We start from the raw sequence: 21,934 nt of genomic DNA, 5'->3' as shown, positions 1-21,934 counted from the left end.
CACAATGCGCGTAAACACATGGATTTGTCTGGCTGGCACGTTATGTTCATCCGCCGTGTATGCAGGCGGCGTGGGGTTGGGTGCAACGCGGCTGGTCTATGCAGGCGCGACGACGCAGACGATGATGCAGGTAAGAAATACCCACCCTGATGCCACGTTCCTGATCCAGTCATGGATGGAAGACGAGAAAGGGAGCCGTACCAACGACTTCGTCATCACGCCGCCGCTGTACGTCATGAAGCCCGCCAGCGAAAGCGCGGTGAAAATCATGTTCAGCGGCAACGCACTGCCAGCCGATCGCGAAACGCTGTACTGGATGACGGTCAAAGCTATCCCACAGCAGGTTAAAAACGGTTCCGGCAATTCGCTGCAATTCGCCTCTGCCAACCGCATCAAGGTCTTTTATCGCCCTGAGTCGCTTCGGGAAGGCGCAGGAGAGGCATGGAAAAACCTTGCAGGCGCCTACCGCGCGGGCAAGGTCACGCTGACCAACCCAACGCCGTATTACCTCACCACCATTAACCTGAAAATTGATGGCAGGCCGGTGTCGCCCGTCATGGTGCCGCCGAAAGCCAGCGTGACGCTGGCAGACACCTTCAGCCATGCGAGCAGCATGAACTACCAGACGATTAACGATTATGGGGCCTGGACGCCCGTTACCCGCACGTCATTGTCCCAATAATAAAAACAGTAAGGCGTGACCACATGAAAATTAAAATCCTGTGCGCCACGGCGATCGCCCTGGTGATTCGGCAAGCCGTGGCTGCCGAAAGCGAGCTGCACTTTAATCCTGCGTTTCTCAACGGCGAACAGGCAAACAGCGCCGACCTCGCCTGGGTCAACGCCGGGAGCGCGTTGCCGCCGGGCGAGTACAATCTTAACGTGTATATCAACACCCAGTTCGCGTTCACAGGTAACGTCACGTTTCGCGTCGCTGAAAACACCGCCGGTGAAGCCCTGCCGTGCCTTACACCTGCGCAATTCGCCGCACTTGGCATTGACAGCCGTCAGGCGAAAGGGGGTGAGCTGTCGCCTGCGCAGCGCTGCATTTTTTTAACCCGGTCGTTCGCCGATACCCGGTTTGATTTTGACCAGAGGACGCTTACCCTCAACTTCACCGTACCGCAAAGCGCGATGCGCGCTCTGCCGCGCGGGTACGTCAGCCCGGAGAGCTGGGAATCCGGCATCCCTGCCGCGTGGCTGAACTATGTGGTCAATGGCGCGAATAATGACTACCGGGGCGAGACGCGCACGCGGGAACAACAGCTGTTTGTGAGCCTGAACAGCGGCGCCAACCTGGGCGCATGGCGGCTGCGTGATTTCACCACGTGGACCAAAGAGAGTAACGAGCTCACCCACGTCCAGACCTGGCTACAGCGGGATATCCGCGCCCTGCGTGCCCAGGTTTATGCCGGTGAAACGTTCACCTCATCGCAGGTGTTTGACGCCGTTGGCCTGCGTGGGATTGCCCTGAAGACCGATGACAATATGTTGCCCGCCAGCCTGAGCGGTTACGCGCCTGAAGTGCGCGGCATTGCGCGCAGCAATGCCACGGTGACGGTTCGCCAGAACGGTAACGTTATCTATCAAACCTCGGTTCCGCCGGGGGCGTTTGTGCTGAAAGATCTCTATCCGACCTCTTCCGGCGGCGATCTCGCGGTCACCATTCAGGAGAGCGACGGCAGCCAGACGCAATACACCCTGCCCTTTGCCAGCGTGCCGAATCTGGTGCGTAACGGTCAGGTCAAATATGCTCTGGGGGCCGGGAAATACCGCCCTGCGGGCAATCAGATCTCGCCCTCCTTCGCGCAGGGCGAGCTGTTCCTGGGCTGGCGATACGGCCTCACGTTTTATGGCGGGGCGCAGTTTTCCGATCGCTACAACGGCCTGGCCTTCGGTATCGGGCAGAATCTCGGCCGCTTTGGCGCCTACTCCCTCGACCTCACCCATGCCCGCAGCCAGCTGGCTGATAATCAGCACTACACCGGGGATTCGGTACGCCTGCGGTACAGCAAGCTGCTGAACGATATCGGTACGCGGGTCAATTTCTTCTCGCTGCGTTACTCAACGGCAGGGTTTTATACCCTCAGCGATACCACTTACAAAGGCATGGCGGGCGGAGCGCCAGAACAGACCGTGGAAGACGATGGCACCGTCACCACTCACTACGACACGGTTTACAACCTGCATATGTCGCGTAAAGCAAAAAATCAGCTGCTGTTGTCGCAGCCGATGGGCGAATACGGCGCGCTGTCTCTGTCCTGGGATCAACAAACCTACTGGAATACGTCAAAAACCACGCAAAGTTTGCAGTTCGCGTGGAACGCAACGTTTCGTAATCTGTCGCTTGGCATCAGCGCCCAGCGTAGCTCTAGCCTGTACGACAACAAGAAAGACAATATCCTTGCGTTGTCCCTGTCGGTGCCGCTGGGTAACCCGGCGCTGTCGACCCGTCTCCGTTTTACCGCTACCCATGCGGATCCCGCTGGCACCACCGCCAGTACCGGTGTCAGTGGTTATCTGCCGGGACAGGAGAATCTTTTCTATAGCGTCAACCAGCGCTACAGCGCACAGCAGCACTACGGCGGCGATGCCGCGCTGCAATACGAGGGCGCGTGGGGAGACTATAACCTGGGCTACAGCTACGCCGGTAACTCCCGCAACCTCAGCTACGGGATGAGCGGCGGTGCGGTGCTGCATGAGGATGGCCTGACGCTGAGCCAGCCACTCGGGAACACCAATATCCTGGTGAAAGCCCCGGGCGCCAGCCATGTCGCCGTGCTCAACCACAAGGGCATCAAAACCGACAGCCGGGGCTATGCGGTGATCCCGTACGCCACGCCGTATCGCGTTAATCAGGTTGCGCTGGATGTCACCACCGTGGGCAATGACGTGGAACTTGAGAACGCCATCGCCAATAAAATCCCCACCGACGGGGCACTGGTTCGCGCCACCCTCACCACGCGTCAGGGGGCAAAAGCGATGTTTATCGTGCGTCACGCTAAAGACGTGCTCCCCTTCGGCACGCTGGTCTCGTCAGAGGATGACAACGCCAGCGGTATCGTCGGCGATGGCGGCAGCGTGTATCTGACCGGCCTGTCAGCGGAGGGAACATTGCATGCCGTATGGGGGCGCGACAGCGCCCAGCGCTGCACGATCCGCTATGCGTTGAACCCGAAAAATTATCAGGCCCGCACCGGGCTGTATTCTCAGGAGGTCATATGTCAGTAACCGTCCGGTTTCTCCCCCTGATCCTGCTGATGTTCATCACCGTCCCCGTATGCGGCTATGACGTGCTGGTTTCCGTGACCGGCAACGTGATCGGCAATACCTGTATTGTCTCGGAAGATTCGAAGGAGCAAAACGTGCCGCTGGGCACCCTCGGCGTAAAGCAATTTAGCGAGGCGGGGGCAGTCAGCAATATCAAAACGCCCTTCACGCTCACCCTTGAAGCGTGCGGCCCTACCTTTGCTGGCGTGAAAATCCGCTTCAGCGGTACACCGGATGACGAAAACCCGCAGCTTCTGAAAGTCGCTGACGGCGGCGCGACCGGCGTGGCGGTGCAGATTCTGGATAAAGACAGCGTACTTATCCCGCTGGACACCCAAACCACTGCTTACGGCGCGGCGGGGGATGGCAGCGTAAAAATGACCTTCTATGCGCGACTGGCCACCACGGGTGCGCCGGTCAATGCCGGAGACGTTTCGGCAGTGGCGACCTGGACGACGGAGTATCAATAATGCGTTTACTGTTTTTAGGTCTGGTTTTCATGACGTCTCAGGCACTTGCCCTCTCCTGGACATCGGATATCACACTTTCACCCACGTCCATGTCCTGGTCCGGCCCGGCAGACTCCATCGTGCCCGGAAAGACGATCGGCTCTGAATGGAGCGCCACTGCGAGCGTCTCGGAAGTGTTCTGGTGCGGCCTGGTATTTACCTGCTCCAAAGGGACGCTGGAGCCGAGCAGCAGCGTAACGGCCACCGGCATCACGGTTATTCTTGATGGTGCCAGTTACATGGTATTTGAAACGGGCGTGCCCGGCATCGGCTTCATTCTTGGGCTTAAAGATTATAATGGCACCACCTATGTCCCGATGCAGACGGGCATTACGCAGAGTTATCCGGCCGACGGGACTAACGGTTACGCCTCCACACTGGGCTGGTCGGCAAAAGTGACGTTTATCAAGACCGGCGTTCCGCTGAAATCCGGCGTATACCAGACCCCCACCATTAATGCGGCGATCCTGACGGCCTATAACAACGAAGTGAAAACCGCGCAGGTGATCATCAACCCGACCACCATCACGGTGACGGCAAGCGGCTGCACGGTAGGCACGAAAAGCGCCAACGTCGACCTGGGCACCATTGATGTTCACACGCTACCCAGCGTAGGCAGTACCTCGCCATCGGAGGCGTTTAACGTCAGCCTGACCTGCGATGAGAACGTGGCGGTTAACGCAGTAATGACCGATCAGACCACGCCGTCAAATACCTCGTCGGTCGTGACGCTGACCGGGGACTCCACAGCCTCCGGCATTGGCGTACAGTTTTTCTATAACGGTACCGGGCCGCTGATGATGGGGCCAGACAGCTCGGCCGCAGGCACGACGGGACAGTTTTTCATCCAGACCACCAGCGCAGCACAAACGCTGTCGCTGCCGTTCCAGGCGCAGTACATCCGAACCGGAGAGCTGGTCCCCGGCTCGGCCAACGCCCTGGCAAGCATCACCTTTTCGTATCAGTAGGTCAGTGCTTTACCCACACCAGCTGATCGACCCGGAAGCCCAGATCGCGTGCGGTATTCAGGTAGTCCTGTTTTACCGCATCCGGAATGGTCGGGGTGCGCGATAAAATCCACAGGTAGTCGCGGTTCGGGCCGCTGACCAGCGCGTACTGGTACTTATCGTCCAGCTTGATCACGTTATAGCCGCCGTAGAACGGGCCGAAGAACGATACCTTCAGCGCAGCCGTAGTCGGTTCGCCGGTAAAGTACGCCTTTCCTTCGCTCTCATTCCACTTGTTCTTCACCGGATCATAGCCACGATTCAGTACGCTGATACCGCCATCGCTGCGCTTGCCGTACGTCGCGGTCACCTGTTCCAGACCGCGCTCGAAGCGATTTTCCAGTCGGGCGACTTCATACCATTTGCCGAGATAGCGGCTGGCATCAAAGCCGGTAATGGGCTGCACGCCTTTCGGCGGCGTGGGAGATTTACAGGCAACCAGCGTCAGCGCAATGGCGACACCGGTAACGACAGGCCATAGCCTCATGAGAACTCCTTTCATTTACGCGGTTGGACGTTAAGTGTAGCGCACCCGTGCGGCGCTTCATCCCGTCGGGGAATATTCGTAGTATATTGAGACTACTCCTTCTCTTCGGATGCAGACATGGCTTACTCCATCGGCGAATTCGCCAGACTCAGCGGCATCACCGCCACCACGCTGCGGGCGTGGCAGCGACGCTATGGATTACTCAAACCCGAGCGTACGGACGGCGGTCACCGCCTGTACAGCGATGAGGACGTTCAGCAGGCGCTGAAAATCCTCGACTGGGTTAAAAAAGGCGTACCCATCGGCCAGGTAAAATCACTGCTGGAACGTCCTGTGCCGCGCCGCGCCAATAACTGGCAAACCCTGCAACAGGCCATGCTGCAAAAGTTGCAGGAGGGGAAAATTGAATCCCTGCGTCAGATGATCTACGACGCCGGACGCGAATACCCAAGGCCAGAGCTGGTCACTAACGTGCTGCGTCCGTTGCGCAGCCAGATATCGGCCAACGTCGCCGCCGCTATGACGCTGCGTGAGATCCTCGACGGCATCCTCATCGCCTACACCTCGTTTTGCCTTGAGGGCGATAAAAAAGCGCCGGGCGATAACATCCTCATCAGCGGCTGGCATCTGAACGACCCGTGTGAGATCTGGCTTGAAGCCCTGACGCGCACCGGCCAGGGCCACCGCATCGACATTCTGCCGGTTCCCCCTGCCGCGCTGGCCCCGGAAATTTTTCCGGATCGCAAATGGCTGCTGGTTACCAGCGGTAAACTTACCGCCGCGCGAAAAAAGCAGGTTGCGCAGTGGCAGCAGCAGGTTTCCCTTGAGGTAATTATCCTCTGATTATTTTCTGCTGTGGCAAACTTCACGAAAAGTTGAATATTTTTTCGCGCAGCGAGTGCTAACGTTTTCCTGTCACCGACAACTCAACAGGAAAACACGATGAAAAAGACACTCCCTCTGATAATACTGGCTACAATGGCTTTCGCCCCTGCCGCGTTCAGCGCCCCGGCAGGCACCCTGAGCGTCCACGTTCTGGACCAGCAAACCGGTATGCCGCCAGCGGATGTGGCCGTCACGCTGGAAAAGCAGGAGCAGGACAAGTGGACCCCGATTGCCAGCGGTAAAACCGACCACGACGGGCGTATTAAATCGCTCTATCCGCAGGATCAGGATATGGCGCCAGGCGTCTATAAAGTGACCTTCAAAACCGCAGATTACTTCCACGGCAAAAAGCTGGACTCCTTCTTCCCGGAAGTGCCGGTGCTGTTCACCGTCACCCGCACCAATGAAAAACTGCACATCCCGCTTCTGCTCAGCCAGTACGGTTACTCAACCTACAAGGGCAGCTGATTGCTCTTGATTTTAAAGACGATTAAAAAATAACCCCGTCAATACTTGGACAAATACGCATAGTTGTGTAACTTTTAGATATGAGATCGGGAGGTGCACATCATGACAACAAAACCTGTGCTGGGTATTAGCGGATGTTTGACCGGTTCCGCCGTTCGCTTTGACGGCGGACATAAGCGTATGGGCTTTGTGATGGATGAGCTGGCGCAGTGGGTCGCTTTCCGCCCGGTATGCCCTGAAATGGCTATCGGCCTGCCCACGCCCCGTCCGGCGCTGCGCCTGGTGATGACCACTGGCGGCGAGACAGAAATGCGATTCAGCAAAGCGCCGCACGATGACGTCACGCAGAAGATGGCCGCATTTACGGCAGATTATCTGCCGAAAATCGGCGATCTGTCAGGGTTTATCGTCTGTGCAAAATCCCCTAGCTGCGGCATGGAGCGCGTGCGGCTGTACGACGAAAACGGCAACCGGGGCCGCAAGGAGGGTGTCGGGCTGTTCACCGCCGCCCTCCTTGAAACTTTCCCCTGGCTGCCCGTCGAAGAAGACGGTCGCCTGCACGATCCGGTACTGCGGGAAAACTTTGTTGAGCGCGTTTTTGCTCTCCATGAACTGAACGTAATGCGTAAAAATGGCCTGACGCGCCGTGCCCTGCTGGACTTTCACAGCCGCTATAAGCTTCAGCTTCTGGCGCACCATCAGGCAGGCTACCGTGAAATTGGTCCGTTTGTGGCATCACTGCATGAGTGGGACGATCTGGACGCGTTTTTCGTGGCCTATCGCGACAAACTGATGAATATCCTGAAAAAACCCGCTTCGCGGAAGAATCATACTAACGTGCTGATGCACATTCAGGGCTATTTCCGTAACCAGCTGAACAGCCGCCAGCGCGGAGAACTGCGTGATGTGATCCTGCATTACCGGGACGGACTGCTGCCGATCCTCGCGCCGCTGACGTTGCTTAAGCATTATCTGGCTGAATACCCTGACCGGTATCTGATGACGCAAAACTACTTTGATCCCTATCCTGATGATTTGGGTCTGCGTCTGGCCGTTACCTGATAAGAAAGAAGCGAAGGCCCATTGACCCACAGAGGCCCAAAGCTGTACCCCGTTTAGACGACACCCTCACTGTCGTCTTTTTTTTGCGCTCAGCGTAAAATACTGTAATTCTGTACAGGTTAAGCATGCACAGCGGAGTACCCCGATGATCAAAAATCTGCATATTCAAAACTACCGCTCAATTCGCGATATGTCGCTTGAGCTGGAACAGCTCAACATCGTGTTCGGCCCCAACGGCACCGGAAAATCCAATATTTATAAAGCGATTTACCTGATGCACAGCGCGGCGCAGGGGCAATTCTCCCAGGCGCTGGCAAACGAGGGGGGAATTTTGAAAGTGTTCTGGGCGGGCAAAACCCGCAGCGATCAGCTGCGGCGCATGAACCTGGCGGTGGAAACGGAAACCTATGAATATGAGCTTCAGGTCGGGTTCGTGGAAAAGCTGCCCTATCCCTCACAGTTTCAGCTCGATCCGGTGATCAAAGAGGAAGCTATCTGGCTGAGCGGCCAGCACCGTCGTCCGTCGTCACAGCTGATGAAGCGTAAGAATCAGGCGGTTTTCCTGAACAACGTGCATCACGAAAAAGTGACCCACAGCGGTACGCTGTATGAGAACGAGTCGGTGTTCGGGCAACTCGGTGAACCGCACCTCTACCCCGAAGTGTCGCAGATGCGCGAGTCCCTGCGTAACTGGCGATTTTATCATGAGTTTTCCGTCTCATCCGGCTCGGCGATCCGTGCGCCGCAGGTAGGCTTTCGTTCCCCGGTGCTGGCCAGCGACGGTGCGAACCTGGCCGCCGCGTTTCAGACCATTGTCGAAATTGGCGACGAGCTGCTGCTGATGCGCATTCTCGACCAGGCCTTCCCCGGCTGCGTGTTTTACAGCGACAACACCGGCGGGCGCTTCCGCATGATGATGCAGCGCGAGGGGCTAAGCAGACCGCTGGAACCGGCAGAGTTCTCCGACGGCACGCTGCGTTTTTTGTGCCTGGCGGTGGCGCTGCTAAGCCCGCGCCCTCCCGCATTTATCGCCCTCAACGAACCGGAAAACAGCCTGCATCCGCAGATGCTGCCCGCTCTGGCAAGCCTCATTGCCGAGGCCAGCCGCTACTCGCAGATCTGGCTCACCAGCCACTCGCCGGAGCTGGCGCAGTTGATTGAGAAGCACCGATCGTTTTCGCTGTATCAGCTGTCGATGGTGGAGGGGGAGACGCGGATGGAGCGGCTGGGGTAATGCATTTCTTTTATGCAGTCACCACTTTCAAGGTCGCCATCAACGACGAAGATGATTTCCGTCGGTATATACCTTCGGCGAATTCTGCGCTCGCGACAGATTATCAATACTGCGAATATTGTCGGAGGGCAACATCTCAGCGACGGACTCGCACGGATTAAATTTATGGATGATATTCGGCAGTTTGTGATGCAACAATTTAGCGCTACCCGGGCGGCCAGAAGTGATGAGGAGTGCATGGAGTGCCTGAAAAACATCCGGGCTGAGAACGAAAGTCTTCTTGAGCAAAGCAGAATGCTTCGCTCCCGTACTGCTCAGCTTTTTGCTCAGATTAACTAGTTAAAGAAAATAACAAAGTCGTCGGTTACGTTATCTCCCGCTGGATTTCTACCGCAAAGTCGACGGAATGAATCGCGCAGCGCTCACTATGAAAATTGTCGGCTGGGGTGTCTCTGCAAAAGTCTCGTTTGATTTAATTTCTAATGCGTCTGGCCAGAACGAATGTATTTCTTTCTGAAGCGCCAGGCTTTGTAAGCAATGATTGGGGGTTGAAAAAACCAGGCAATAATCAATACGATGAAAAGAGAAATACCGCCGGAAACAATATTGTAATGTTCAGCGAAAAAAAGAAGCGCCAGGAAAATCAGAGCCACAGCCGCAGTAATACACAGTACCATGATGAAACGCTTGCCCAACTCAAGCACCACCTCGAGCAGGGATGAACCATAACGACTACTATTCCGGTTCAGATATGCTAATTCTTTTACGGTGAAACCTGATTCAAGTAACTGCGTTTCAATATTGTTCATGCCACTACCTTTTCTTCTGGAAAGTAACGTGGATTATCTTAACCGGAAGAGAAGTGCTAGTAACCCGTCTGATGCATACCCATTACCGCCCGCTTTAAAGGCAAAGAAGCCGCCCACGTCTTTTTATTCCATCTCGCCAGCATTATTTTTCGCTGCAAACGGCTTAACGCGAAACGTCTTACGCCACTCCGCCGGACTGACGCCAAAGCGCGCCTTAAACTGCTGCCGATACGTCACCGCTGATAAAAACCCCACCTGCTCAGCGACGCTTTCGATTGGCAGACTGCCGGACTCCAGCAGGATCTGGCTGCGCCGCAGGCGCTCGGCGGTAAGCCAGTCGGCAACGCTCATGCCCGTCGCCTTGATAAAATGGCGGGTCAGCGTGCGTCGGCTCATCGACACCACGTCCGCCAGCGAATCCAGGTTATGCGGCTCGGAAATGTGCTGCTGAAGGTAGTCTATGAGACAGTTAATCCGCCCGTCGCGGGTATCTTTCGGCACAGGCTGCGCAATAAACTGCGCCTGCCCACCCTCGCGGTGCGGCGGGACGATCATCCGGCGGGCAATCTGATTGGCGACAACGCTGCCAAAGCGCTGGCGGATGATGTACAAACAGCAGTCGAGCGCGGCGGCGGTACCCGCCGAGGTAATCATATTACCGTCATCCACGTAGAGCGCGTTGATGTCCAGTCGAACGTCCGGAAACAGCGTCTGAAACTGGTGTTCAAACTCCCAATGGGTGGCAGCCCTTTTGCCGCTGAGTATGCCGGCATAGCCCAGCACAAACGATCCCAGACACAGCCCAACAATTTCCGCCCCGTTGTCTCTGGCCTTAACCAGGCTGTCGAGCAGCGTCTGAGGCGGGCGCTCCAGTACGTGCTGCCAGTAGGGTACAACCACAATTTCAGCCGATGCGATCGCGGAAAAATCCTGCGTCGCATGCAGGGCAAAACCGTCTTTCGAGGTCAGGAATCCCGGTTTTTCAGCGCAGATCGTGACGTTAAAGCGCTTTTCCCCGGATACCGTATCGCCAAACAGAATGCAGGGGACGGAGTAGTGGAACGGGCTAAACCCGTCCACCGCGACAATAGCAACGTTAACAAGCGGCATCTGTCTCTCCTTCCCCTTTAACACTCAGAATATAACGGTTTCGCCGTCCTGAGGAATGCTCACCGCGTCACTTACCTCGTTGGCGTCAACATACTCGCGCAGCGCGCGGCGGGTCAGCAGGCAGTGGTTGATAGCTTCCATATGGGTCGCCACGATTTTCGCCTGCGGCAGCAGGAAATGCACGTTAAGCAGATCTTCTTCCCCCATGATAATTGGCCCAAACCCGATGACGTGGGCGTAACCAGCGTTGAGCACGACAACGTCCGGCTGATGCTTTTGTAGATCGGCCGCAACCGCGTCGCGCCAGATGGTATCCCCTGCGATATAAAGCGTCTTCTCATCGGGATGACGGAAGACCACGCCGCAGGCTTCACCCAGACGCTCTGCCAGCTCCGGCAAGGCGTAAGCGCGGTCAGTGCCGTGCTGGCCGCCATAAGTTTTCGCAATTCGGATATCGCCGAACGTCGTTTCGTCGGTCATGACCGTCAGGTTTTGAAAGCCCTGTCCGCGCAGCAGCGCGGCATCGCTATCATTTTGCACGTAGATCGGCTTGTGTTTGGCGATCAGCTCAACGGCATACTGATCCCAGTGATCGTCATGGGTATGGGTGACGATCACCGCATCGGTGTCCAGCAGCGTTTGAACGTCAACGGGAAGCTCGACCATCGGGTTGCGAATATCGGCCCGCGCGGTGCCGGGAAAACCCGGATAAGCGCCTTTTGGCGCCAGCATTGGGTCGATTAAAAAGCGTTTTCCTGCGTAAGTGATCAGCTGGGTGGCATTGCGAATTTGCGTAATGTTCATGGGCTATCCTCCGGTTAGTATGAGAAGGAGAATAGCCTCAGGGTGCCGTTAAGAATGTGGGCTAAAGGGCGATGATCGATGAAATCGGGTCAATCGATAAACCGCTTGCGTACCCTTTCCAGCGGCGCAATCAGCAGATTGATGAGCGGTTTACGATCGATAACGATATCGGCGTTCACCGTCATCCCGCCCATCAGCATGCGCTTTTTCTTGTCCGGGTCGGTAAACCAGGAGGGGACGCGCACTTTAGCCAGGTAGTAGTTCTGCCCTTCCTGGAGCGGGATCAGCGCCGAATGGGCATCAATGTTTACCTCATAGAAATCGGACAGCGTCGCCTCCACGGAACCGTATTTGTCCACGGGCCAGGAGTCGAAGCGCAGCTTGACCTTATCGCCTTTCGCCACGCGCCCCACCCCCGTTGCCGGAACATACAGGTACCCCTCCATCGTCGCCGCGGTATTTTTACGGATCACCACCACCACCTCGCTGTTTTGCGTAATGGCCCGGCCTGGCGGGAAGTTAATCGCCACCACGTAGCCATCTGAAGGGGCCAGCATCGCCATGGTGGAACTCCCCCGGCTGGACAGGTTGCGATCAATTTCGCTGATGCGGTTTTTCACGTACAGCTGCTCTTCGCTCAGCGAGTCAATTTGCGACTGGGTGCTGTCGGTCAGGCTGGTTTTGCGCGCCTCAAGCTCAAGAATAGTGCTCTCCTCCAGCGTCAGGTTGAGCTGGGCGTTGAGCACATCGTTATGGCTTTTATCGAGATCCACTTTGGAGACATAGCCCTTCCCGGAGACGGATTTCCACGCCTCGTAGGTGTCGGTGCTGTTTTTTAACAGCGCGCGCAGCTTCTTCACCTTATCGCGGGAAACGGCGATCTGCTTGTCAGTGAGAGCCAACTGCTGTGCCAGATTTTTGCGATACGACGCAATCGAGTCCTCAATGGCCTGGATGCGCTGCTCGCTGCGCTTTTTCTCCGCTTCCATCTGCTGGCGGTCAAACTGCACCACCGAGCCCTGCTTGCCGCCATAGTCCTGCGACACGGTGAACAGCGGATCGTTTTCCTTCACGTACTGGCCGGGCCGGACGGCAAAATCAACAAGGGTTCCGGACTCTCTGGCGCGCACCTCCACATCGCCCTGCGCCGGGATCAGCACCCCGCGTGCCAGCGTGGTTTCCGAAAAGTTGAAAGCAATCGCAAAGACCAGCAGGCAGAGAAAAAAGGCGATGAACAGCGTCAGCACGGTTTTCAGCCGCGGCGCGTTGATTTGATAGCTTTTTGAGAAGTGGTGCGGGATTAGCGCCCGACGCTGTCGGCTTCGGTTTTTTAATTTCACGATATGTCATCCATGATAAATCACTGAAAGATCGTCCCATCCACTCCAGAGCGTGGGGGTTTTGCGCAGCGCGTTCAGCGTGTCGGCGGCGGCCAGACGGTAATCCTCTGGCGCATACGCCTGGCTCTCCAGCCCAAACTCTACCGCGTGCAGCGAACAGACCGGCAGCAGCGTTCGGACGCTGTAGCCATAACGCGATAAAAACCGCGTGGAGACGTCCGTTAACCACGCCTTGCGATCGCCTGCCTGAATTGGGAACAGTGGCGCATCCGGCAGGCGTTCATCCATCAGCAGCACCGTCACCAGGCGCTGAGGGGCGAAAAACGAGCCGACGCGCCGTCCGTCGTGTGCGGCCATCAGCTTGTGCAGCGCAGGGTGACGGGTAATAAACTGAAAGCGCACATCATCTGGCGCGGTGGCGAGCAGCGCATCCATAATCAGGCCAAAGCCCGCCCAGCGCATGCCCAGAAGCAGGGTGCGAGGCGAACTGTAAAACCCCTGATCCTGCGTCCACTGCGCCACGTACGCATGCAGATTGAAGCGAACGTTGCGCGCCCACAGCGCGGGCGGGAAAATCTGTTCCACGAAGTTAAACCCGCTCAGCTCATGGGCGTTCTGATGCAGAAAATCAGCCGGCACATCGGCCTCCGGGCAGGGCATAAACTGGCTGTAGTTTTGCGCAATCCGGTTTGCCATTAAGGTGCGTCCGGCCTGGCGCGCGCAGAGTCGGGCATAGAGACGCGGCAGAAACATCATTGCTCACTCTCCCGCAGGGTGCCGTTTTCCATGGTATAGAGACGCCCCTGACAGCCCACCACGTCCGGCGAGTGGGTAACAAATACCAGGCCAATCCCCAGGCTACGCAGGTTCGCCAGCACCTTTTGCGCGGTGGTCTTATCCAGGTTCGCCGTCACTTCGTCGCAGAGCAGTAGCTTAGGCTGGCTGTACAGGGCGCGCGCCAGGACCAGACGCTGCATCTCCCCGGCCGAGAAAAAGGTGTTCCCCGGCAGCATCTCCGTTTCGTAACCGTGCGGCAGACGGGCGACGACGTGGTCCACTTCCGCCAGCCGACACGCGGCGATGACCTGCTCTTTATCCGGCGCGCTGTCAAAGCAGGCGATGTTGTCCAGAATCGAGCCGGTGAAGAGAATATCGTCTGCATGGACAATGCGGATGTGCTGGCGTAGCGAGGAAAGATCGCACTCTTCAATGGGGATCTTATTGATCCGCAGCGTGCCAGACGATGACAGCAACATGCCGGAGATCAGACGCAGCAGCGTGGTTTTTCCCGACCCGCTCTGGCCCACAATCACCGCCTCTTCGCCCTGCTTCAGGGTCATGTTGATATGCTGTAGCGTGGCCTCCCGGCCCGGATAGGCAAATGAGACATCCTCAAATTGCAGACAGACCGGCGAGGTGACAATCCGCTTCCCAAACTGGCTGGTTTCAGAGGGGGCAAACAGCAGGTCGCCCACGCGATCCAGCGGCCCCTTAAGGGCATTTTTGTCCAGCAGCTTCTGCGCCACCTGCACCATGGCATCGGAAAAATAGCGCTTATAGCTGATATAGGCGTACAGCATCCCGATACTCATCTGCCCTTCCAGGATCAGCCACGCGCCAAAGCAGACCACCAGCAGCTGCTCGGCATTGATCACCAGCAGCGAAGCCACGTCAAAGCGGGCCAGCAGCCGCTCTTTACGCATCAGCCCGGCGATGTGTTCGCGCTGGGATTTGTCCATCACCGCATCCCGGGCCTGTTCCATATTGTTCGCCTTGAGCGTAATGATCCCTTTCTGTGTCTCTACCAGCAGAGATTCATACTGGGCGGTACGCTCGATGGAGTCATCCACCGCGCGTTGATAGGGGCCGATCAGCGAAAAGCGGATCAGGAAAAACACGCCCATCAGCAGCATCGTCAGCAGCGCAATTTTGACGTTATACAGCAGCATAAACAGCAGGCTGGTGACGGCGATCAGGCTGGAAAAGAGAATTTGCACGTAGCCATTGCTGATGAACTCCGCGCAGGCGTGGAGCGATTTTTCAATAGCCAGCACGATGCCCGGCGGGCGCGAGCGGAACCAGCTGGTCTGGGTGCGCAGCATGTAGTGGCGCACGGACTGGCTTAAATCGTCATAGGCAATGTTACGCATCAGGATCTCAAGCAGCTGCTTGAGGAATTTACCGATGACTTCAAAGATAAAGACGATAGCGAAGATCGCGGTGAGCAGGATCACCAGATCGCTGTCGCTGCGGGAAATGGCCTCATCCATAATCAGCTGCACGTAGGTGGGGCTCGCCAGCATGGTGATGAGAGTAAAAATACAGAGCACAAACAGCAGCAGCTGGCGCTGGAACAGGCTCGGGGATTTATTGGCTAACCGGCCAAGCGTGAGCTTTTCATCCGGGGATTTCTTTTCGAAACACGGCGTGGGCTTAAGCTCAAGCACATAGCCGGAAAACAGTTTTTCCGCCTCTTTCAGGCGGTAACGACGCACGCCGCTGGCCGGGTCGTGAACGGTCACGCTGCGGCTGTCGATCTTCACGATGACCACGAAATGGTTGCCGCGCCAGAAGGCGATGAGCGGCAGCTCAGACGTTTCTATTTCAGTGATTTCGCCTTTAAGCACCCGGCCAGACATATTTTTATCGCTGGCAAGGGTCAACAATTCCGCCATTGAGGTTCCCGCATCGGCGGAAACGGAAATCTCCCGGCGCAGCTGGCTGACGGAGACATGGTGGTCATAGTGCCCCAACACCATCGCCAGGCAGGCCAGTCCACATTCGGTAAATTCATGCTGGCGAATAACAGGGGTCTTACCCTGTTTTTTATACTGAAAGAGCGAAAACATAATGATCCGTGGCTGAAATAAAAAAATGGCCCGGCAATGCGGGCCATGCGTACAACGTGCTTCTCGCTTAAGCGCTGAAGAAACCGCCGATGAAGCCGCCCACCAGGCCGAATACGCCGCCGATGGTGCCGCCCAGCGCGCCTAACATCTGGCTGCCCGCGTTATAGCCCGCGCTTGCGCCCTGAATAGCGGCAGCAAACGGATCCCAACCACCGATGATGGCCTGTGCTTTTTTGAAATCGATAACTTGCATGATACTTTTCCTGTAAACGTGAATTAGTTGTAGCTACCAACCAGCGCGCCCAGGAAGCCCATTGCGCCACCCAGAACTCCGCCAACCACACCGCCAACCATGCCCATGATGCTGGCGCCAGTGTCGTAACCCAGCTGTGCACCTTTAACCAGACCAGCGAACGGGTTTAACGCGCCGCCAATAATGTCTTTCGCTTCTACGAATGAAATCGCTTTCATTTTTATCTCCTGTAGTGATGGATCTTTAGCATGATGCTAAAGGCTAATTTCCTTTTATGAAGGAAAGCGGTTGCTACGGGCAGGTGGTCAGCGGAATGATTTTATTGCCATAAATAATCATTCGCCTTGCAGCCTGCCCGGCATTATCTATTTCCAGCCGTTGCCCCGGAGGAATATATTTTGAATTATTGTATTGCGTACTGCACCCGACCGAGGAAACATATTTAAAATAGGTATTCCCGGTATTACTCACCACCCCGTTGCTAAACGCATAATCAAAATGTCGTGTCCATGGACGGACAATCAAAATAGCCTCAAGCGAGACCACCACATCCGACTGGATGCGCTGGCCTTTGCGCGTGATGACCTTTGCCTGGAGCGGCGTCTCGGTGAATTTTACGCGATAGTATCGCTCTTTGTTGTCATGCGGGCCGGTATAGTAAAATTTAAAACCCGCGCGCTCACCGCTCCCCAGCGTTAATTGCTTAGGCGAATACATGACTTCGCCGTCTTTTATTTCGGTTTCTTTTCCCTTCTCTTTAGGAACGTCTACCTGAATAAGCGAAACGGTATAATTCTGACGTTCGCTGGTATCGTTTTTTATCGGCTGAAAAACAACTTCTCTTTCGGGAAGAAAATCAATATTCAGACTTTCGATAATTAAAGCATTTGCCCCTGTGGAAATGAAGCAATTTATTGCAAAAATAGCCAGGAATTTTCCAGTCATGGTTGATTAATTCCAGGATGCGCTAACATCTATTCTTCCCTGCGCGGTCACTTCGCCAAACCAGCTATTTCCGTCATAGGTGGTCTTCGATACCGGATTATCCATAACGAACTGGAGGATCAGCGGTGTTTTCCAGAGCCACATATCGGTCACGCCGGAACTCATTTTGTCCCACTCTTCCGCATGGGTGGCTGGCGCCGGGATCGACAGTACCTCGCCTTTACAGTTATGCGCCATGCGCGTCTGGCTTTTCCCCACCAGCACGTTGCCCGGAATGGGAACCGTAAAGCCGTTGCCGCTGAAGGCGCAGTAGTCCACCCCATTCAGGCTTTGAGTAGGCCCGGTGACTTTTACCGTGACCGCAATCGCCGCATCTTTTTGCGCCCCGCTGTAGGTGATGGTGTAGGGGATCTCAATGGGCGTTTCGCCGATGGCGCCTTTCCCGGAGCCGCCCAGACCGTCAGGATCGAGGGCGTAATCCGGGTTGTCGGGCGTAATCTCCAGCCCCGGCTGAATAGGGTTAATCACCAGGCCGCCCCCCGGCTGGAAGCAGAAATCCGCCGCCAGCGAGCTGTTGCCGGGCGTCAGGCACAGGCTGACGATATTGCCAATGCTGCTGCCGTCCCCCGCCTGCGCCACGCTCAGAATTAACGCTTTCGGCAAAAATATTTTAAGGTACGCTTTGCCGCCGTTTTTCTGCGGCGCCGCGAGGAAGGTGTTTGCCAGGACACGCGTATCACTCAGGATACCGCCGGAGATACTGTACCAGGTGTTTTCATCGAAGGTCAGCTCGGCGGCAAGCCCGGTGCCGCCGTTCATGTGCGATTGCAGCACGCTGTTGACGCGGGAAGAGGTGAGCGCCAGCCCCCCGTTGTAACCGGAGATATCTTCCCCAACAAACGTGTATTCAAGCAGGTCGCACAGCACGCCAGAGACCGTGTTGCGGGTGTATTTGGTGCAGGTGGCCCCTGTTGATCCATCGACAATCGTCACCTCGCCGCTGATCGGGTCAATCCCCAGGTTGAGCGCCCTGGCGTTGGTCATGGTCAGCGTGCCCACCTTGTGAAGCGTATTGGTGGTGGTCACTTTGTTGATGGAGCTGATTTGCGGCGTGGAGGTGATGGTCACTTCATCCCCTGGCGCGGCGTTGAGCAGATAGTTAAAGAACGGATCGCCCAGGACCCAGCGCCCGTATGACGTGCCGGGCTCCATCACCGGCGGCTTGACCACCATCGACGTATCGGTATAGCGGGTCGTCGGGGTGTACCCCGTGTTGCCGCAGGACGAGGAACACGCCGTCCCTTTAAAGAACGGAGAGGCGCTGGAACCGGTCACCGAAAAGTCGATGGTCAGCGCGCTGCCTGCCGGACCGCTGTAGCTGTTGTCCGGGATGTAAGTGGCGATACCGTTATTCGTTTTCGCGCTCAGCGTCGGCCACTCACGCGAACCGTGTAAAAACGCGGTCGAGGTGCTGTTCAGACTAAACAGCCCCGCGCTGTTTCCCGTACCGTTATTGTCCGGATTATTAATGGCGAAATAGGGCAGCTCCTGCGCATGGGCCACCGCGCTCATCAGCAGCAAATTAAGAGCGAATATCTTTTTCATCGTCACGTTCCTGCGTTCCTTTTGCTTCCTGCCAGACGAAATCGCCTTTGTCGCAGGAGATGTCCCCGAGCCACAGCGCACCGCGGTTAGACTCAATGTCCAGGCGCACTTCGCAGACGCTGTCGTCCGGCGTGGCGATACTCAGGACAGGGTTGTTCTTATCAACGTCGATCACGAAGCGTCCGTCGTTCTCCGTCCGGGTCAGCCCAACGTGGTTTTTGATCTGCGTGGCGCCAATCGGATTGCCGTTTGCATCCACAAGGCGGCCAAACAGGGTGACGATTTTCTTCACCTGCGGCTTCATCACCACGGTATTGCCCGGATAAACCGTGATATGGCGACGCGCATTCGCGCCAATCTCATAGCTTTCCGTACCGGTTTCACTGTTCATCACTTCCAGGTCATAAGCCTGGTATGCCGGCAGCGACAGCCAGGTTTTATCCCCTTTGATGCGTTCTGCCCGGCCGTTAAGCTTCAGGGTCAGCGCTTCATCAGATTTGAGACCGGTACTGACAATCACCCCTGCGCTTTCGGTGCCTTTCCCGGCGGCGATGGCCTCTTTGGACCAGCCCACGCTGCCGTCACTGGTCAGCGTGGAGTTCCAGCCTTTACTCATGCCGCTCTGGACGCTGAGGATGTTGCTGTTCCACGGCGTGTCGAAGTTCACGCTGCCGCCGCCGCTTACGCTGCGATCCTGGCGGCTGTTAAAGGCTTTGGAGACGTTGGCGGTGGCCGATTTCAGGTAATCGCCTTCAAACTGGCGGCTGGCGCTGACGTTCAGCGCCGTGCCGGTATCGCGATTGTGGGAAACGCCAACCGACACGGTATTGCCGAGCGGTATGGCGAAATCGAGCATCACGTAGCGATCTTTCTCTTCGTAATACCCGTCGTATTTGTTGCGCGACATCCCCACCCGCAGGCGCGCCGTACCGTAGCGACCGGCGTATAACCCCTGGGAGTAGTCCAGCTGATAGCGTTTATAGCGATAGAGGTCGTCCTCCTGACGCATCAGGCTCAGGTTGCCCGCTGAGGGCAGGCCGAACGACGGCAGGCTAAAGGAGGCGCCCCAGGTGTTGCCCTTGCTCTCATAGATATCGAGGAACTTGCCGCTGGAGAGCTGTTCATGGGAGTACCAGACCGAACCGATCTGCCACGGCAGGCTGAGATTCGCGCCGTAGTTGGCGCGGTACGTTCCGTCGGAGGCGGCCATGGTCTGGGTATTCACCGAGAAATAGCCCGTCAGGTTCAGGGAGGCCCACAGCTCGCTGACGATGTGTTCCCGCATCATGTAGGTGGAGGCGTTCCAGTCGACCATCCCGCTGCGCTTGCTGAACGAGGCCCCCACCAGCGACATGGTGTCTTTATGTTTGGTGTCGTAATCGTAGTAGTAGGTGTTGTCCTGCTCGTTTTTGTGTTTCGCGTATTTTTTATAATTGACGACGGATTTATCGCGGCTATACATCCCGCCCCACATCTGCCAGCGCAGCGTTTCCGACACGTTGCTGGAGAACGGCTTATTCACGGTGTACATGCTACGCGACACGGTGCGGCTTCCGCTCACCACCTCAACTTCGATGCTGTAGATCCCGTAGGGCAGGCTGCTGGTGTCAATTTCATGGTTGCCGACGTCAAAGCGCTGAATCCCGATAAGCTGCCCGTCACGACGAATACGGGCCTCGCCCGCCGTGGGGAAATAGACCACCACAGGCGTCAGAGAGAGCGTGTTATCGCGCTTACGGGAGTTGGCCTGGTTGCCCATGGAAACGCCGTAGACTTCACCGCCGGAAATCCCGCTGACGCTCGCCAGAGACTGCATCGCCCAGCCGTTCAGCATGCCCGCGGCGTAGCGCATCCCCTGATAGTCGCGCTCCCACATAACCGCATTCATCTGGGTATCGCTGCTGCTCTCGTTGACGTAGCCAGAGCCGTCGATCAGCACATGATCAACGCCCATTGAGATCCAGTTTCTTGCGTTCAGATAGCCCGACGACCAGCTGTCACCGTAGCCGCTCTCGGTGTGATACGCCCCGAGGTTGTAGGAGAATGTGCCGCTCAGATCGTCAGACTCGGGCGCATCAATATCCACCTCGCGCGGGCGGATATTTACCCCGTAGTCGCTCTGCGACAGATTCAGCAACAGGCGCATTTTTTTCTGATCCAGCTCGAACGCGGACCCCGTACTTACCGGAATGCGCATCTGGTCATCAAACTGCTTGTCGTTAATGCTCTGCAATAACGTTTTCATCTCTTTTGACAGACGAATGCCGTTATCAGACTCCTGGACCTGAACGTCCCTCAGCCCCAGCTTCAGATCTTTTGCAAAGAGCGTCACGTCACCGATACGAACATATTCGCTCGCCGTGCCTTCGTGGTTCCCTTGTTGTGCTGAGTGTGGACGCGTATTCACCAGATAGACGGGAATTTTGATCCCCTGCTCCAGCAGTGCATAAAGCGAGTCGGGAAAACGGTAATTAGCGATAACCACGGAGCTTGAGGCTGCATGCGCAAGCGCGGGCAGCGTGCCGGATGCGCAAACCATCATCACCGGCAACACTAATTTATTTTTCACCATGCATCCTTACTTAACAGGTATGAACTGTTTCAGGTCCCATATTCCGAGATGAAAATGGTTATCCGTAACGTTGATATCCTCGATAGCGCGCGAGGTATCCGGCATCAGGTAGAAGTTTTTGGTACACGGCGTAGTCGGTGATTCCGGATTCGGCTTCAGGCAGGTTCCGGTCGCATTGACGCGAAAAGCGGTGTTGCCCTTATTCGTTATTTTCCCCGCCACATAGACGAAGTCGATCTTCTTATCACGGGGCTGAACCACCAGAATGGTGCTCACCACCGCGCGCGTCATCCCGGTACCGTTTTTTGGTGAACCGCTGTCCACCTCTTCGCTCACCCCTTCATCCGTGAAGGTAATGCGGTAGTAACGCTCTTTGTTATCGGCGTTCCCGTGATAGTAAAATTTGACAATATTGCTGGTACCGGCGGGCATTACCATGCGCGTGGGAGTCAGCAACAGCTCGTCCACTTTCTCCGGATTAATGACGATCCCTTCATCCATTGGGCTGCTGATCCGCTGTGCGCGAACAGAAACAATACGCACGCTGTCTGCTTCGTTTTTTATTTCCTTGGCGGTGGAGTCAGCATCCGCAGGAATAATGGTGGTGACTTTTCCCACATTAATGGCCAGCGCGGAGGAAGAGATAAATAATAAAAATAAGAAGGCGGATTTGAGGTTAAACATGCTATTTCCCTAAACAGGGGCTTGCGCCCCTGGATCGATCA

At 56.3% G+C, this 21,934-nt stretch carries 22 protein-coding genes; 9 read left to right on the top strand and 13 right to left on the bottom strand.

What is annotated here, in order from left to right; genetic code table 11:
- Window positions 1–4 precede the first annotated feature (4 nt).
- Genes ACQG1K_RS00440 through ACQG1K_RS00425 form a run of 4 tightly spaced genes read left to right on the top strand, consistent with a single transcriptional unit; the run spans window position 5 to window position 4,747 of the window.
- Complete coding sequence (locus ACQG1K_RS00440) at window positions 5–682, top strand: fimbrial biogenesis chaperone (protein ID WP_232934669.1); 678 nt, start codon at window positions 5–7, stop codon at window positions 680–682.
- 23 nt (window positions 683–705) lie between these two features.
- Entirely contained in the window at window positions 706–3,231 is a 2,526-nt protein-coding gene (locus tag ACQG1K_RS00435) for a fimbria/pilus outer membrane usher protein (RefSeq protein WP_045621015.1), read from the top strand.
- Complete coding sequence (locus ACQG1K_RS00430) at window positions 3,222–3,740, top strand: fimbrial protein (RefSeq protein WP_367075550.1); 519 nt, start codon at window positions 3,222–3,224, stop codon at window positions 3,738–3,740. Before ACQG1K_RS00435 ends, ACQG1K_RS00430 begins: the two co-directional genes overlap by 10 nt.
- Entirely contained in the window at window positions 3,740–4,747 is a 1,008-nt protein-coding gene (locus ACQG1K_RS00425; protein WP_426720975.1) for a fimbrial protein, read from the top strand. The genes ACQG1K_RS00430 and ACQG1K_RS00425 overlap by 1 nt, the downstream gene beginning before the upstream one ends.
- A gap of 1 nt (window position 4,748) precedes the next feature.
- Here the strand turns inward: ACQG1K_RS00425 and ACQG1K_RS00420 are convergent, their stop codons facing one another.
- Window positions 4,749–5,273, bottom strand: a complete 525-nt coding sequence (locus ACQG1K_RS00420; RefSeq protein WP_023305169.1) for a lipocalin family protein — start codon at window positions 5,271–5,273, stop codon at window positions 4,749–4,751.
- Between the two features lie 117 nt (window positions 5,274–5,390).
- Here ACQG1K_RS00420 and ACQG1K_RS00415 point away from each other — a divergent pair, with 117 nt between their 5' ends.
- The 5 genes from ACQG1K_RS00415 to ACQG1K_RS00395 all read left to right on the top strand — a co-directional run bounded on the left by ACQG1K_RS00415 (window position 5,391) and on the right by ACQG1K_RS00395 (window position 9,261).
- Complete coding sequence (locus ACQG1K_RS00415) at window positions 5,391–6,116, top strand: MerR family transcriptional regulator (RefSeq protein WP_022646597.1); 726 nt, start codon at window positions 5,391–5,393, stop codon at window positions 6,114–6,116.
- Window positions 6,117–6,215: 99 nt separating this feature from the next.
- Window positions 6,216–6,626: a hydroxyisourate hydrolase gene (uraH, locus tag ACQG1K_RS00410; protein WP_155024892.1), complete on the top strand. Its 411-nt coding sequence runs from the start codon at window positions 6,216–6,218 to the stop codon at window positions 6,624–6,626.
- A gap of 102 nt (window positions 6,627–6,728) precedes the next feature.
- The gene (locus ACQG1K_RS00405; protein ID WP_022646596.1) at window positions 6,729–7,688 is read left to right on the top strand and encodes a YbgA family protein; all 960 of its coding nucleotides are present in this window, start codon (window positions 6,729–6,731) and stop codon (window positions 7,686–7,688) included.
- 145 nt (window positions 7,689–7,833) lie between these two features.
- Window positions 7,834–8,922, top strand: a complete 1,089-nt coding sequence (locus ACQG1K_RS00400) for an AAA family ATPase (protein ID WP_023298997.1) — start codon at window positions 7,834–7,836, stop codon at window positions 8,920–8,922.
- Window positions 8,923–9,087: 165 nt separating this feature from the next.
- Window positions 9,088–9,261, top strand: coding sequence for a hypothetical protein (locus ACQG1K_RS00395; protein WP_159425306.1), 174 nt, complete (start codon window positions 9,088–9,090; stop codon window positions 9,259–9,261).
- A 140-nt stretch (window positions 9,262–9,401) separates the two neighbouring features.
- Here the strand turns inward: ACQG1K_RS00395 and ACQG1K_RS00390 are convergent, their stop codons facing one another.
- From ACQG1K_RS00390 to ACQG1K_RS00335, 12 genes are all read right to left on the bottom strand, one after another.
- The gene (locus tag ACQG1K_RS00390; RefSeq protein ID WP_063150636.1) at window positions 9,402–9,731 is read right to left on the bottom strand and encodes a hypothetical protein; all 330 of its coding nucleotides are present in this window, start codon (window positions 9,729–9,731) and stop codon (window positions 9,402–9,404) included.
- 123 nt (window positions 9,732–9,854) lie between these two features.
- Window positions 9,855–10,841 (bottom strand): GlxA family transcriptional regulator, encoded by a 987-nt coding sequence (locus tag ACQG1K_RS00385; protein WP_063150637.1) that lies wholly within the window; start codon window positions 10,839–10,841, stop codon window positions 9,855–9,857.
- A 24-nt stretch (window positions 10,842–10,865) separates the two neighbouring features.
- On the bottom strand, window positions 10,866–11,645 hold the full coding sequence (locus tag ACQG1K_RS00380) for an MBL fold metallo-hydrolase (protein ID WP_367075542.1): 780 nt from the start codon (window positions 11,643–11,645) through the stop codon (window positions 10,866–10,868).
- Between the two features lie 89 nt (window positions 11,646–11,734).
- Window positions 11,735–12,985 carry an HlyD family secretion protein gene (locus ACQG1K_RS00375; RefSeq protein WP_023298992.1) on the bottom strand — a complete coding sequence of 417 codons (1,251 nt, stop codon included), beginning with the start codon at window positions 12,983–12,985 and terminating at the stop codon, window positions 11,735–11,737.
- 6 nt (window positions 12,986–12,991) lie between these two features.
- The gene (locus tag ACQG1K_RS00370; RefSeq protein WP_022646588.1) at window positions 12,992–13,741 is read right to left on the bottom strand and encodes a hypothetical protein; all 750 of its coding nucleotides are present in this window, start codon (window positions 13,739–13,741) and stop codon (window positions 12,992–12,994) included.
- Window positions 13,738–15,834, bottom strand: coding sequence for a peptidase domain-containing ABC transporter (locus ACQG1K_RS00365; protein ID WP_032626638.1), 2,097 nt, complete (start codon window positions 15,832–15,834; stop codon window positions 13,738–13,740). Before ACQG1K_RS00365 ends, ACQG1K_RS00370 begins: the two co-directional genes overlap by 4 nt.
- 67 nt (window positions 15,835–15,901) lie before the next feature.
- Window positions 15,902–16,087, bottom strand: coding sequence for a hypothetical protein (locus tag ACQG1K_RS00360; RefSeq protein WP_001196016.1), 186 nt, complete (start codon window positions 16,085–16,087; stop codon window positions 15,902–15,904).
- Between the two features lie 23 nt (window positions 16,088–16,110).
- Window positions 16,111–16,305 carry a hypothetical protein gene (locus ACQG1K_RS00355; RefSeq protein WP_022646586.1) on the bottom strand — a complete coding sequence of 65 codons (195 nt, stop codon included), beginning with the start codon at window positions 16,303–16,305 and terminating at the stop codon, window positions 16,111–16,113.
- Window positions 16,306–16,378: 73 nt separating this feature from the next.
- Window positions 16,379–17,032 carry a hypothetical protein gene (locus ACQG1K_RS00350; RefSeq protein WP_006812468.1) on the bottom strand — a complete coding sequence of 218 codons (654 nt, stop codon included), beginning with the start codon at window positions 17,030–17,032 and terminating at the stop codon, window positions 16,379–16,381.
- A gap of 6 nt (window positions 17,033–17,038) precedes the next feature.
- Entirely contained in the window at window positions 17,039–18,637 is a 1,599-nt protein-coding gene (locus ACQG1K_RS00345; protein ID WP_023305163.1) for a hypothetical protein, read from the bottom strand.
- A complete protein-coding gene (locus ACQG1K_RS00340) occupies window positions 18,615–21,209 on the bottom strand; it encodes a CS1-pili formation C-terminal domain-containing protein (protein ID WP_367075537.1) in 2,595 nt (864 codons plus the stop codon). The genes ACQG1K_RS00345 and ACQG1K_RS00340 overlap by 23 nt, the downstream gene beginning before the upstream one ends.
- Before the next feature lie 6 nt (window positions 21,210–21,215).
- Window positions 21,216–21,893 carry a fimbria/pilus periplasmic chaperone gene (locus ACQG1K_RS00335; protein WP_022646582.1) on the bottom strand — a complete coding sequence of 226 codons (678 nt, stop codon included), beginning with the start codon at window positions 21,891–21,893 and terminating at the stop codon, window positions 21,216–21,218.
- Between the last annotated feature and the right edge of the window lie 41 nt (window positions 21,894–21,934).

Source organism: Enterobacter cloacae complex sp. 402C9, assembly GCF_050030745.1.
In the GTDB taxonomy this organism is placed as follows: domain Bacteria; phylum Pseudomonadota; class Gammaproteobacteria; order Enterobacterales; family Enterobacteriaceae; genus Enterobacter; species Enterobacter intestinihominis.
This window is presented reverse-complemented; position numbering and strand designations above follow the sequence as displayed.